Annotated in this window: 10 protein-coding genes and 5 pseudogenes; 6 read left to right on the plus strand and 9 right to left on the minus strand. The window is 66.0% G+C overall.

The window, feature by feature from the left end:
* The first annotated feature begins 14 nt into the window (after window positions 1–14).
* Window positions 15–938 (plus strand): DUF6607 family protein, encoded by a 924-nt coding sequence (locus A7D16_RS06440; RefSeq protein WP_064630933.1) that lies wholly within the window; start codon window positions 15–17, stop codon window positions 936–938.
* A gap of 212 nt (window positions 939–1150) precedes the next feature.
* Here A7D16_RS06440 and A7D16_RS06445 read toward each other — a convergent pair whose 3' ends face one another.
* The 7 genes and pseudogenes from A7D16_RS06445 to A7D16_RS06475 all read right to left on the minus strand — a co-directional run bounded on the left by A7D16_RS06445 (window position 1151) and on the right by A7D16_RS06475 (window position 8026).
* Window positions 1151–1504: a DMT family protein gene (locus A7D16_RS06445; RefSeq protein ID WP_064630977.1), complete on the minus strand. Its 354-nt coding sequence runs from the start codon at window positions 1502–1504 to the stop codon at window positions 1151–1153.
* Window positions 1505–1752: 248 nt separating this feature from the next.
* Window positions 1753–2229 (minus strand): annotated as a pseudogene (locus A7D16_RS06450) (ABC transporter permease); the annotation flags it as partial.
* Window positions 2226–3040, minus strand: a pseudogene (locus A7D16_RS06455) (ABC transporter ATP-binding protein). The pseudogenes A7D16_RS06455 and A7D16_RS06450, both read right to left, overlap by 4 nt.
* 3 nt (window positions 3041–3043) lie before the next feature.
* Window positions 3044–4001 (minus strand): annotated as a pseudogene (locus tag A7D16_RS06460) (ABC transporter substrate-binding protein).
* A 40-nt stretch (window positions 4002–4041) separates the two neighbouring features.
* Window positions 4042–4934: pseudogene (locus A7D16_RS06465) on the minus strand (TauD/TfdA dioxygenase family protein).
* Between the two features lie 6 nt (window positions 4935–4940).
* Window positions 4941–7424 (minus strand): ABC transporter permease, encoded by a 2484-nt coding sequence (locus A7D16_RS06470; RefSeq protein ID WP_064630939.1) that lies wholly within the window; start codon window positions 7422–7424, stop codon window positions 4941–4943.
* Window positions 7421–8026, minus strand: a complete 606-nt coding sequence (locus A7D16_RS06475; protein ID WP_275655041.1) for an ABC transporter ATP-binding protein — start codon at window positions 8024–8026, stop codon at window positions 7421–7423. The genes A7D16_RS06470 and A7D16_RS06475 overlap by 4 nt, the downstream gene beginning before the upstream one ends.
* Before the next feature lie 103 nt (window positions 8027–8129).
* On the opposite strand from A7D16_RS06475, the gene A7D16_RS06480 reads away from it, so the two are divergent.
* From A7D16_RS06480 to A7D16_RS06490, 3 genes are all read left to right on the plus strand, one after another.
* Window positions 8130–8798 carry an arylesterase gene (locus A7D16_RS06480; RefSeq protein ID WP_181920655.1) on the plus strand — a complete coding sequence of 223 codons (669 nt, stop codon included), beginning with the start codon at window positions 8130–8132 and terminating at the stop codon, window positions 8796–8798.
* 91 nt (window positions 8799–8889) lie between these two features.
* The gene (locus A7D16_RS06485; protein WP_002811889.1) at window positions 8890–9603 is read left to right on the plus strand and encodes a response regulator transcription factor; all 714 of its coding nucleotides are present in this window, start codon (window positions 8890–8892) and stop codon (window positions 9601–9603) included.
* 141 nt (window positions 9604–9744) lie between these two features.
* The gene (locus A7D16_RS06490; RefSeq protein ID WP_064630945.1) at window positions 9745–11016 is read left to right on the plus strand and encodes a sensor histidine kinase; all 1272 of its coding nucleotides are present in this window, start codon (window positions 9745–9747) and stop codon (window positions 11014–11016) included.
* Window positions 11017–11066: 50 nt separating this feature from the next.
* Here the strand turns inward: A7D16_RS06490 and A7D16_RS06495 are convergent, their stop codons facing one another.
* On the minus strand, window positions 11067–11765 hold the full coding sequence (locus A7D16_RS06495) for an SGNH/GDSL hydrolase family protein (RefSeq protein WP_064630947.1): 699 nt from the start codon (window positions 11763–11765) through the stop codon (window positions 11067–11069).
* Window positions 11766–11947: 182 nt separating this feature from the next.
* Between A7D16_RS06495 and A7D16_RS06500 the strand changes: the two genes are divergently transcribed.
* Together A7D16_RS06500 and A7D16_RS06505 are read left to right on the plus strand one after the other, a co-directional pair.
* The gene (locus A7D16_RS06500; RefSeq protein ID WP_064630949.1) at window positions 11948–12328 is read left to right on the plus strand and encodes a diacylglycerol kinase; all 381 of its coding nucleotides are present in this window, start codon (window positions 11948–11950) and stop codon (window positions 12326–12328) included.
* Window positions 12329–12422: 94 nt separating this feature from the next.
* On the plus strand, window positions 12423–13049 hold the full coding sequence (locus A7D16_RS06505; protein WP_064630950.1) for a LemA family protein: 627 nt from the start codon (window positions 12423–12425) through the stop codon (window positions 13047–13049).
* Window positions 13050–13107: 58 nt separating this feature from the next.
* On the opposite strand, the pseudogene A7D16_RS22375 reads toward A7D16_RS06505, so the two are convergent.
* Window positions 13108–13255 (minus strand): annotated as a pseudogene (locus A7D16_RS22375) (IS110 family transposase); the annotation flags it as partial.

Raw genomic sequence — 13255 nt, forward strand, 5'->3', positions numbered from 1 at the left:
AACCGAGAGTTCCGATGAGCCGACTGTTAACCCGCTGTGTTGCCGCCACGCTGAGCCTGTTGCCGTTGATTGCCGCCGCCGACGCCCAGCGCGATCGCCAGAGTATCCTGGCGATGCAGGGCGAATACGCAGTGGACTTTGCGTTCGACGAAACCGTGCTGCTCAAACCCGGTTACGAGCGCGCCTCGGCGATGCGTAGCGGCGCCAGCGAAGTGGTCATCGTGGTGGAGGATTCGCCGCGCAAGCTGGTGCTGCAACATCTGCTGGTCGACGAAAAGACCAAGCATGTGACCAAGCATTGGCGGCAGGACTGGGTGTACGAGACGCCGCAGCGTTTCGAATTCACCGCCGATCAGACCTGGACCGTGCATGCGCTGGCACCGGCCGTCACCCGCGGTGCCTGGACCCAATGCGTGTACGAAGTCAGCGACGCGCCACGCTATTGCGGCACCGGCCGCTGGGACTATGCCGACGGCCACCCCACCTGGACCAGCGATCTGAGCTGGCGCCCGTTGCCGCGCCGCGAGTACACCAAGCGCAGCGACTACAACGCGCTGTCGGTGATCAACCGCCACACGCTCACGCCCAACGGCTGGACCCACGAACAGTTCAACACCAAGGTGGTGCGCAAGCCCGACGGCAGCCAGGAAGCGATTGCGCGCGAGTTCGGCTTCAACGACTACCGCAAGACCACCGAGGTCGACTTCGCCCCGGCCTATGCGTACTGGAAAGGCACCCAGGCCTATTGGGCCAAGGTGCGCACGCGCTGGGCCGCATTTCTCGACACGCCGCCGGGCCTGCACCTGAAAACCAAGCCCGATGGCATGGCAATGATCATGCCGATGTTCGAGCAGGCCGAGGCTGCGCAGAAGGGCACGCGGGTCAAGGACGCCCGGATCGATGCGGTGTTCGCGCAGTGGGTAGAGGCAGCGAACTAGGCACCCAGATGTCGTAGATGCGGGAGCCGATCTACGATACGAGCTCGAAGCTTCAGGAGCGCGTGGGCTTCCCGCATCTGCTCCGATGATCAGTCGGAAGACATACCGCTGTTAGTCGGCGATGTCCAGATACAAGGAGCGCGCTTGCGCGCGATTGCGGCTTTATCGATAACGCCTCATCGCGCGCCAGCGCGCTCCTACGGGGCTTAGCCTTACTCTTTGAACATCAAGAACGCCGCCACCAGGATCAGGCCGAACGCCGCCCAGTGATTCCACTTCAACGACTGCCCCAGGTAGAACGTGGAGAAACCGGCGAAGACCAGCAGCGTGATCACTTCCTGCATGCCCTTGAGCTGCGGGGCCGAATACACCGCGCTGCCCAGCCGATTGCCCGGCACCTGCAGGCAGTATTCGAAGAACGCGATGCCCCAGCTGACCAGGATCGCGATCATCAACGGTGTGCTCTTGTACTTCAGATGCCCGTACCAGGCGAAGGTCATGAACACATTGCTGGCGAGCAACAACAGGACCGGATACAGGTAGGCAGTGAACGGGGCGGTAGGCATGACGGCGGACGGCAGGTAAGGGGCCGGCAGCATAAGCCAGCTCCGTTAAGCGCACGCGACCGTGCCGATGAGCCCGGCACGCAAGTTACGGCCGCCCATGGATGGCCCGAAATGCGTGCGTGCAGCACGGCCAGGTCCTCACCGGCTGCACACGGCTGCGGCCAGGTTCAGCGCTAGCGCTGCATGCCCCAGCCGCGCACTGTCGGCTGCTCGATCGTCCGGAACACCACGCCTTCCACCAGCAAGCCCAGCACGAACACCAGGCTGCCGGTGTCCAGCCCGAACCACAGCAACGCCCGCGGCAACAGCGCGATGGCCGGCAGCGGGTTGAACATGGCGGTCAGCGTGCCGAGCACATCGCGTCCCCAGCGCGTGGAGGCCGCCAACGCGGTCAGCACGAATGCCAGCACCACGCCCAGCGCCAGCACGCGCAACGAGGTGCCGACACGGCGCAGCAATTCGCCCGACAGCAGCCCCTCGTAGAACGCGCGTGCGGTCTGCAGCGCGCTGGGCGGCATCAGATCGTCGCCGACCACGCGCGCGGCGATTTCCCAGACGGCGACCAGGACCACCAGGCCCAGCGCCTTGCGCAGCCACGGCGGTGCCTGCCAGCGCGCCGGCGTGGCCGCGGCGATCAGGGCGGGGTCCAGCGGCTGCAGCGCCACGTGGTATTCGGGCCGCACCGGCAGAATCGGCGGCAGGGCAACGGTATTGCTGCGGCTCACGGCAGCGCCTCCCGCTGACGCACGGCAGGGCGACGCAGCGGCGCCATCTTGTCGTCGTCCAGCGTGTCGTCGGGCAGATCGAACAGCAGCCGGTGAATGCGTTGCGCAGTCTGTTGAAACGCGACGCTACCGGCGCCATGTGGGCCGAAGGCATGCGCGTTGAGTTCGGCGCGCACCTGGCCCGGGTGTGGCGACAACAGCAGGATGCGGTTGCCGACCACCAACGCCTCTTCGATGGAATGGGTGACGAACAACAGCGTGAAACGCGATTGTTCCCATAGCTCCAGTACCTGCTCCTGCATGCGCGAACGCGTCAGCGCATCCAGTGCTGCGAACGGTTCGTCCATCAGCAGCACGCGCGGGCGCAGCGCCAAGGCGCGTGCGATCGCCACCCGCTGCTTCATGCCGCCGGACAAGGTGTGCGGGTAGGCATCTGCGAACGCGCTCAGCCCCACCTGGGCCAGACTGTCATCTGCCCGCTCGCGCGCCTCGGCGCGCCGAGGCCGAACACCACGTTCTCGCGCACCGTTTTCCACGGTGCCAGCTGATCGAATTCCCGGAACACCACCACCCGGTCCGGCCCCGGCCCGGTGACCGCATGCCCATCCAGGCGGATCTGCCCCTCGCGCGGGCTGACCAAGCCGGCCACCGCCTTGAGCAGGGTGGATTTGCCGCGGCCCGAAGGCCCCAGCAGCACGAAGCGATCGGCGTCATGCACATCGAAACGCACCCGGTGGGTGGCACGCACCACGCGCTGCGCAGAGGCGTATTCCAGGCTGACATGATCGACCTGCAGCAAGGGCGTGGACATCGCTCAGCTCCCGCCCGCAATCAGCGGGTCGTCGAAGAAGTAGTCGCTGACCTTGGCCGGGGGCCTGCTTGATCGCCCCGCTGTGCTGCATGAACTTGCCCAGCTTCAAGGTGTTCTGCGGCGGCACGGTGAACTGCACCTTGGGGGCCTTGAGGATCTGCATCACCAGCGACAAAGGCGCGGTAGGTCTTGGGATTGTCGCTGCGAAATTTTTCGGTGGCGTACAACACCGTCGCCGACGACGGGCCGCCTTCGATGTCGTAGGAACTTGTCACGATATGCGCGGCCGGGTTGCGCGCCAGCTCCTGCTCCTGGAACGGCGGGCTGGCAAAGTGCGCGGTGATCTCGGTACGGCCGCGGATGATCGCAGCGGCCGCATCCGGATGCGGCAACGCCACCTGCAGCGCGTCGAGTTGGTGGGTGCCCTTATCGCCCCAGCGTTGCTGCGAGGCATGCTGCAGAAAACGCGATTGCACCGACACGCCGGTGGCCGGTACCGCAATGTGATCTTGCGGGGTGAAATCGCCGATGGATGTGATGCGCGGGTTATTGCTGACCAGGTGATACGGGAAATTGCCCAGCGACGCCACGCCACGCACATTCTGCCGGCCGCGTGTGCGCTCCCAGATGGTGAACAACGGGCCCACGCCAGCACCGGCAATGTCGATCGACCCGGTGGGCAAGGCATCGTTGACCGCCGCACCACCGCAGAGCTGCAGGAACTGCACATCGATGTCCACACTGGCGGCCTTGCCCTGCTGCTCGATCAACTTCTGGTCCTGCGCCACGTCCAGCAGCAGGTAGACGATGCCGAACTGCTTGGCGATGTGCAGCTTGCCCTCGGCCTGCGCCAGCGCGCTATGCAGCAGCGGCAAGGCACGGCGGCCAGAAACAGCAGCGCGATGTGCCGCGAAAAACGCCGGCGCTGCAAAGGTGCGTGGGAAGTGACGGTCAAACGCATGCGGCGCTCCAGTCGGAAGGGGAAGGGGGCAGGCGTGCGCTCAGAACGGCGCATCGCCTTCGATGGTGGTGCGGTTGAGCCGGCGATGCAGATGGTCCGGCGTGCCGGCAGCCAGATGCGTCACCGAGCGGTTGTCCCACAACACCATGTCGTACGGTTGCCAGTGATGCCGATTCACCAGCGCAGCGCGCGTGGTGTGCTCGAACAGTGTCTGCAACAGCGCCCGGCTTTCGTCTTCCGGCAGGCCGACAATGCGGGTGGTGAAATGCTCGCTGACGAACAGCGCTTTCTGGCCGGTGTCCGGATGCGTGCGCACGACGGGATGCTGCACCGGTTCGACTTCGGCAATCTGCTCAAGCGTCAATGCCGGGCGCCACGGATTGCGTGCGCGCAGCTCTTCGTATTTGGCGAGATAACTATGTTCGGCGCGCAGGTCCTGCACGCGGCGCTTGAGCGGCTCGGGCAGTGTTTGCCAGGCCAGATGCTGATTGGCGAACAGGGTATCTCCCCCTTCGCTGGGCAGCTCCTGCGCATGCAGCAGCGAGCCCAGGCTCGGCGTCTCCTTGTAGGACAGATCCGAGTGCCAGTAATGCCCGGCATCGCCCAGGCCGGTCGGTTTGCCGTTTTCCTTGATATTGGACACCACCAGCACTTCCGGCTGCCCGCGCAGCTGGAAATTGCGCAGCACATGAATCTGCAGCGGCCCGAAGCGACGGCTGAAATCCACCTGCTGCGCGGGCGTGATGCGCTGCTCGCGGAACACCAGCACGTGGTGATCCAGGTGCGCCCGGTGGATGCGCGCGAAGGTCTCTGCACCCAGCGGTTGCGAGAGGTCCAGGCCGATCACCTCGGCGCCCAGCGGGCATCGAATGGCACGATCCGGGCGCTGGAGGGTGGCAGCGCATGCCGTTGTCGGCATGCGCCACACTTCACCCGTGCTTATTCGCTACGCAAGGCCAACGCCGGCGGCGTGGACAGAATGCGTCGGGTACCCGACCAACCCGCCAGCAGGCTCAACGCCAACCCGAATGCACCGCCGAGCAACAGGCGCGGCCAATCCGGCGTCAACGCAATCTCGAAGGCTTGTTGCCCCACCACCGCACCGATCACGGCCGCCGCGGTCACCGCCAGCGTCGCTGCCAGCAAGCCGAGCGCGCCGAACTCCACCAGCACTGCGCCACGCAACTGGCCGCGACGCGCGCCCAGCGTGCGCAGCACCGCGCTGTCATAGCGGCGCTCGCCGGCTGTGGCCTGCAAGGCCGCCAGCAGCACCAGCACGCCGGCCAGCAGGCTGAAACCCATCACCAGTTGCACCGCCTGCGCCACCTGGTCGATCACCTCGCGTACGCGGCCCAGGATGGCGTCGATGTCCAGCAACGAGATGTTGGGGTAGTCGCGGCTCAGAGACGCCAGCTTGGCTGCATTGCCGGGCGGCAGATGGAAGGCGGAAATCAGGTTGTAGGGCGCATCGCCGACCGATCCCTGATTGAGCAGCAGGAAGAAATTGACCCGGAACGAGTCCCAATCGGCCTTGCGGATGCTGGTCACGGTGAAAGTGCGTTGCTGTTCGCCCAGCAGCAAGGTGATGCGATCGCCCAGTTTGAGCTGGTAGCGCTGTGCCCAGCCTTCTTCCACCGAGGCTTCCGCTGCGGTGCTGTCGGCTGCCCAGAACTTGCCCTGCAAGAGCGTATTTGCCGGCGGGAACGCATGCCGCCAGGAAAAATTGACCGGGCGGTTGTCGCCGTCGCCATCGTCGGCCGGGTCGCGGTCGCCGCGCACCGGCGGCTTGTCGTTGATGGCCACCAGGCGCCCGGTGGAGAACGGCTCCACCGCCGCACCCTCCACCCCCAATCCGCGCAGCGTCTGCAGCACCGGCTCGGTCTGTTCGGGCTGGATATTCATCAGGAAGTAGTTGGGCGTATCGGCCGGCAGGCGGTCGCGCCATTGGCCGAGCAGGCCGGGGCCGACCACGGCCAGCAGCAACAGTGCGCACAACGACAGCGACAGCCCGACCAACTGCACCACGCTTAGCCCGCGTCGCCGTGTCAGCGACGCAAGACCCAGCTTCCAGGAACCGCGCAGGCGGTGCTGGATCGGCCGCAGCAAGGCCAGCAGGCCCAGCCCCAGCAGCATCGCCACCAGGGCCAGCGCGGCCAGGCCGCCCAGTACCCAGCCGGCCAGTACCAGATTGCCGGTGGCATACACGGTAAGCGCCAGGGTCGCGGCCAAGGCCGCGCCATACACCAGCAACGAACTCGGCGGCACCGCGGCAAAACTGCGGTTGAGCACGCGCATTGGCGGCACGTTGCGCAGCCGCAGCAGCGGCGGCAGGCCGAAGCCCAGTAACAACGTCAGGCCGATGCCTGCACCGGCCAGGGCAGGGGTGGCCTGCGGCAGCGGCAGGCGGTTCGGAATCAGGCTGCCCAGTGCCTGCACCAGCCCTTCCTGCGCCAGCATGCCCAGCCCGATACCGACCAGGCAGGCCGGAATCGCGGTCAGCAGCAGCTGCAGCGACAGCATCGCCAGGATGTCGCGCTGGCGTGCGCCCAGGCAGCGCAATACCGCCACGGTGTCGATACGCCGCATCGCAAAGCGGTTGGCCGCCAGCGCGGTCGCCACGCCGGACAACAGCACCGCCAGCAATGCCGACAAGGCCAGGAAACGGCCGGCGCGATCGAACGCCGCACGCATGCCGCGTTGGGTGTCTTCGATGCCGACCAATCGGTATTCGCTGGCACGCGGCTTCAGCCAGGCGCGAAGATCGGCGATGGCATCCGGCGCACCGGCGAACATCAACCGGTAGGAGGCGCGGCTACCCGGCCCGAGCAGGCCGGCACCGGCGATATCGGCGCGATTGACCAGCAACGGCGGCGACAGCTGCATCAGCTCGCCGGAGGCATCCGGCTCAGCGCGCAGCACGCCGGTAATGGTCAGGTGGCCGGCGCCGAACTCCAGTGGTTCGCCCACACGCAGGCCCAGCGCTTCGAGCAGGCGCGGATCGGCATAGGCCTGGCCAGGGGGGGGCGCCGTGGCCGGGGCGCCTTCGGCACCGCTGCTGTCCTTGGACACCAGCAACTGACCACGCAGCGGATAACCGGCGCCAACGCCGCGGATATTGGCCATCTGGCTGGCATCGCCATGGAACAGCACGCTGGGGAAGCTGACCATGCGCGTGCTCTGCAGGCCACGTCGTTGCGCTTCTTCGGCGAAGTCGGCCGGAATCTCCTGGCGGCCGGTCACGCCCAGATCGCCGCCGAGCACTTCGGCCGCGCTGGAGGTCAACGCGAGCGTCACCCGGTCGACCAGCGTGCCGACGGCGGTCATTACCGCAACGCCCAGCACCAGCGCGGCGAACACGGTGAGCAGGTCGCCGGCCAGGAATTCGCGGCGTACCGCGCGTGCGGCTTGTCGCAGCACGTTCATGCGGCCGGACCGGTCTGTGCGTGCAGGCGGCCGCTGTCGATGCGGTAGATGTGCTTGCAGCGCTGCGCCAGGGTCATGTCGTGGGTGACCAGCACCAGGGTGGTGTCGCTGGTGGCATTGAGCGCGAACAACAGGTCGCTGATCTGCGCGCCGGTGGTCTGATCGAGGCTGCCGGTGGGTTCGTCGGCGAACAGGATGCGTGGGCGGGCCACGAAGGCGCGTGCCAGCGCCACGCGTTGCTGCTCGCCGCCGGACAGCTGGCGTGGGTAATGGCGCGCACGCGCACTCAGGCCGACCGCCTCCAGCACCTCGCGCACCCGTGCGGGGTCCTCGCGCCCGGCCAACTCCAGCGGCAGTGCGATGTTTTCTTCGGCGGTCAGCGCCGGCAACAGGTGGAAGCTCTGGAACACGAAGCCCACTTCGCGGGCGCGCAGCGCAGCGCGGGCTTCTTCGTCGAGCTGGCCCAGGTCCTGGCCCGACAGCGCGATGCTGCCGCGGCTGGGCAGGTCCAGCCCGGCCAACAGGCCGAGCAGGGTGGTCTTGCCCGAACCGGACGCGCCGACGATGGCGATGCTGTCGCCTTCACTGACCGTCAAGCTCACGTTGTCGAGGATATGGAGTGTTCCCTCCGGTCCACTGACGGACTTGCCGACCTCGCGGACGTCGATGGCGGTGCGGGTGCTGGAGCGGGGGGCCAGACTGTCGATGAGGAATCTCCGAATGCGTGAAAGAACACTGCGATATGGCGCGCTGGCCCTGTGGCTGCTGACACTCTCCCTGCTTGCGCCGGGGATTGCCTCTGCCAAAAGTCCGGTGGCGACCGCACCGATTCTGGTGGTGGGCGACAGCTTGAGCGCTGCGCACAACATTCCGGTGCAGTCCGGCTGGGTGACCTTGCTCGACCAACGCCTGAAGCGTGACATGGCGACGCCACCGGCGGTCGTCAATGCCAGCATCAGCGGCGAAACCACTTCCGGCGCGCTGACCCGGCTGCCCGGTCTGCTGGAAAAACACCATCCCGGCGTGGTGGTGATCGAACTCGGCGGCAATGATGCGCTGCGCGGGCTGACCCCGGCCCAGCTCAAGGGCAACCTGGAAAAGATGATCCAGCTGAGCCAGCAGGCCGGCGCCAAGGTGCTGCTGCTCGGGATCGATGTGCCGCCGAACTATGGCCCGGCCTATCGCGCGCGGCTCAAGGCCACCTATGCCGATCTCTCCAAACAGTACAAGACCGCGCTGGTGCCGTTCTTCCTGGAAAAGGTCGCGTTGCAGCCGGGCCTGATGCAGGCCGATGGGCTGCATCCCACCGCCGCCGCGCAGCCCAAGGTGCTGGAAACGGTGTGGCCGGCATTGCGCCCGTTGCTGGGCCGCTAGGCCGCAAGCGGCACAAAACGTTAGCGAGTCTTCACGCCCTTTCCACCGTCGATCCGGCATGTTTCACAAAGCTGAAGACCGAGGAAAGTCCATGCGTCAGACCAAGGAAACGTCCGGCCTCGTGCTGGTCGTCGAAGACAATCGAAATATCTCCGAAATGATCGGCGAGTACCTGGAAGGCCGTGGCTTCGAGGTCGACTATGCGCAGGACGGACTCGACGGTTACCGTCTGGCCGCCGAGAACAGTTACGACGTGGTCGTGCTGGATCTCATGCTGCCACGCCTGGACGGGATCGAAGTCTGCCGCCGCCTGCGTAACGACGCACGCAAGTCCACCCCGGTGCTGATGCTGACCGCCCGCGACACGCTGGACGACAAGCTCACCGGCCTGGGCTTCGGTGCCGACGATTACCTGACCAAGCCATTTGCGATCCAGGAACTGGAAGCGCGCCTGCGAGCCCTGATCCGCCGCGAGCGTCGCCAGGTGGGTTCGGAAGTGCTCAAGGTCGCCGATCTGGTGCTTGACCCGGTCAGCATGCGTGCGACCCGTGCCGGCACCGAACTGCAGCTGTCGCCGATCGGTCTGCGTTTGCTGACCATCCTGATGCGCGAGTCGCCGCGTGTGGTGACCCGCCAGGAAATCGAGCGCGAGATCTGGGGCAACGGCTTGCCTGATTCGGACACGCTGCGCAGCCATCTGTACAACCTGCGCAAGATCATCGACAAGCCGTTCGACCGCCCGCTGCTGCACACCGTGCAGAGCGCCGGCTATCGCATCGCCGACATCGCCCAACCGATGGCCTGATGTCCCCCGACCGGCCGCCGTTCTGGCGGCCGGTCGGTGCAGGCGCCTACGCGCCAATGGTTACCCCGTGCTGCCGGATGGTTGCACGACGGACTCACGGAAGCGTTGCCTATACTCCGGCGCTCTCCCCTGGATGCAGCAATGCCACACGGGCTCCCGCGAAAAATACGTCTCGCCTTCCTGCTACAGGTCGCGCTGGCGAGCCTGGCGCTCGTGCTTGCCGGGTATCTGGTGGCGTTCGTCATCAAGTACAGCCTGGTACGCACCGTACTCGCCGACGAGGCAGTGCACTTCTGGCGGATGCAGAAGAGCATGCCGGACAACCGGCCGCCGAATACGCGCAATATCCAAGGCTATTTTTCGCCCGCAGGCACTGCTGCCGAGGCGGCGCCGCCCGCGCTCCGCCGCCTGTCGCCCGGTTTCAGCGAAGTGGCGGCCGCCGATGCGCTGGTGTATGTGGACCAACGCCCGGAAGGCCGGCTGTATCTGGTGTTTTCGCGCTCGCGTGCGGCGCATCTGACGCTGTGGTTCGGCGTGGTGCCGGCGATCGTGGTGCTGCTGGCGATCTACGGCGTGTCGTGGTTCACCTACCGTGTTTCCAAGCGCCTGGTTTCCCCGATCAGTTGGTTGGCACGGCGTGTGTCGCAATGGGACCCGCGTAACCCGGATGTGGACGAACTGGCGCCGGAGCGCTTGCCTGCCGAACTGCAGGGCGAAACGCGCCAGCTCGCCGCCGCCCTGCATGCGTTGGGGCAGCGGGTCAGCGACCATGTGGCGCGCGAACGCAATTTCACCCGCGATGCCAGCCATGAGCTGCGCACGCCACTCACGGTGATCCGCGTGGCCAGCGACATGGCATTGGCCGACGACCAATTGTCCACGCGCACCCAACGCAGCCTGCGCCGCATCCAGCGTGCCGGTCACGATATGGAAGCGGTGATCGATGCATTCCTGATTCTGGCGCGCGAAGCCGAGATCGACCCACAGAGCGAGACCTTCGATGTCGCCGAACTGGCCAGCGAGGAAGTGGAAAGCGCACGCGAATTGCTCGGCGACAAGCCGGTGTCGTTGCGCATGGTCGGCGAGGGCAGCCTGCAGATGTTCGCGCCGCCGCGGGTGATGCGGGTAGTGCTCAGCAATTTGCTGCGCAACGCCTGCGCCTATACCGATACCGGCAGCATCGAGGTCGCAGTCACCCACGACCGTATCGTGGTGCGCGATACCGGGATCGGCATGAGCGAAGAAGCGCGTGCGCGTGCATTCGAGCCGTTCTTCCGCGCCGATCCCACGCGCCCGCAAGGCACCGGCCTGGGCCTGTCGATCGTGCGCCGGCTCTGCGACCGCTTCGGCTGGCGGATCGAGCTGCACAGCGAAACCGGCGTCGGTACGTCGGTGGCGGTGGTGGTGGCCTGAAGCGGCGCGACGCTTCGCATCGCGTGTACAAACCGCCGCTGCGTGCGCAGCTACTGCTCCAGGATCGGTGCAACCACCTTGCGCCAGATCGCATAGCCATCGGCCGTCATGTGCAGCATGTCTTCGCGAAACAGCTCGGGGCGCGGCTTGCCGCTGGCATCGAGCATCGGCGTGTAGACATCCACGTAGTCCACGCGCGGCAGTGGTGCGAGTGCGTCCTTGATCAGCCGGTTGGCAGCGATCACCGCCGGCAGCAGCTGCGCACGCGATGGGCTGGGCTTGATCGACAGATAACTGATGCGTGCCTGCGGCAGGTCGCGGCGGATGCGTGCCACGAAGGCCAGCACATCATCGCGCACCTGCTCGGGCGTGCGGCCGCTGTTGAGATCGTTATCGCCGGCATACAGCAGCACCTGGCGCGGCGCGTAGGGAATGACGATACGGTCTGCGTACCAGGTGCTGTCGCGGACTTCCGAGCCGCCGAAGCCGCGGTTGATGACCGGTTTGCCCGGGAAATCCTGGGCCAGCGTCTCCCAGAAACGAATCGACGAGCTACCGACGAACACGATGCCGTGCCTGGGTGGCGGCTGACGCGCGTCGCGGTCGGCGAAGCGTTGCATGTCCTGTTCCCACGCAGCGTTGGAGACCTGCGCCGGCACCACGGGAGCGGTGTGCAGCGCGTCGGCGTGCACATGGCCGGACAACAGGGCAAGGGCGCACAGCACGGTGCGCAGGCGACGGATGGTCATGCAGGAACCTTCAACAGCGAAGCGGGCTGCCATGGTGCGACAGGCTGGAAGCTGAGGGCAAACCGGCGCGCAACTGGCGGGGCGCGACGCCACGGTGCAAGATTCGCACTTTCCTCAGCGGCTACCATGCCATGCGTTCTCTCTATCTCCCGACGCGCCCTTGCGGCAGGAAGCACTGACGCATGGCCGATCAATTGGGACACGTGCCGCGCGGCCCGCGCCGCATGCTCAAGGCGGCGATCTGGTCGTGGCAGGGCTTACGCGCAGCGTGGTTGCATGAATCCTCGTTCCGGCTGGAAGTCTGCCTGGCTGTGGTGCTGGTGCCGCTCGGGCTATGGCTCGGGCAATCCGGGCTGGAGCGTATCGCGCTGATCGCACCGTTGGTGATCGTGCTGGCCGCCGAGCTGCTGAATTCGGCGATCGAAGCGGTGATCGAACGCTATGGTCCAGAACAGCACGTGCTGGCCGGGCGTGCCAAGGACATGGGCTCGGCCGCGGTGTTCCTGCTGCTGATCAACGTGCTGCTGTGCTGGGGCTTGATCCTGTTGCCGCGCCTGTTCTGAAGCGGTGCGGCTGGCGAGCCGGGCAGGGTGATGTGCATGCAGGCTTGACCTGGCCCATGGCATGCTCGGGCCCTCTTTGAACGGAATCGCCTGCATGCCTGTCCTGATTCGCGCCCTGGTGTTGCTGATCCTGACCGCCTCGCTGTCCGGTTGCGGCTATAACGCGATCCAGCAGAAGGAAGAAGGGGTCAAAGCCGGTTGGTCGGAAGTGCTCAATCAGTACCAGCGCCGCGCCGATCTGATTCCCAATCTGGTGCGCACCGTGCAGGGCTACGCCCAGCAGGAACGCCAGGTGCTGACCGAAGTCACCAACGCGCGTGCACGCGTCGGCCAGATCCAGGTCAACGCCGATGACGAAGCATCGTTGAAGCAGTTCCAGCAGGCCCAGGGCGAACTCGGCAGCGCACTGTCGCGGTTGCTGGTGGTCAGCGAAAACTACCCGCAGCTCAAGTCCGACCAATCGTTCCGCGATCTGCAGGTGCAGCTGGAGGGCACCGAAAACCGCATCACCGTGGCGCGCGGTCGGTATATCCAGACCGTGCAGGACTACAACACCTACATCCGGTCGTTCCCGCAGGTAATCACCGCCAAGATCTTCGGCTATCAGCCCAAGCCAAATTTCAGCGTGGAAAACGAAGCGCAGATTTCGCGCGCCCCGCAGGTGGATTTCGGCAATCAGCAGGCGCCGCAGCAACAGCCTGCACCGCAGCCCGCACAGTAATCAGCAGCCCACGCAGTATGCAGAAGCCCCTCTCCCCTCGGGAGAGCAACTGTCTTGATCAACTGGCGGCGCTAGCCGCCAGTTGATCTCGCATCTTGGCGTTGAGGATGACCAATAATTTGCGCATCGCCGCCACGAGGGCGACCTTGCCCGCTTTGCCCTGCGTGCGTAGCCGCTGGTAAAACTCGCGCAGGGCCGGGTTGAAG

Source organism: Xanthomonas nasturtii, from assembly GCF_001660815.1.
In the GTDB taxonomy this organism is placed as follows: Bacteria; Pseudomonadota; Gammaproteobacteria; order Xanthomonadales; family Xanthomonadaceae; genus Xanthomonas; species Xanthomonas nasturtii.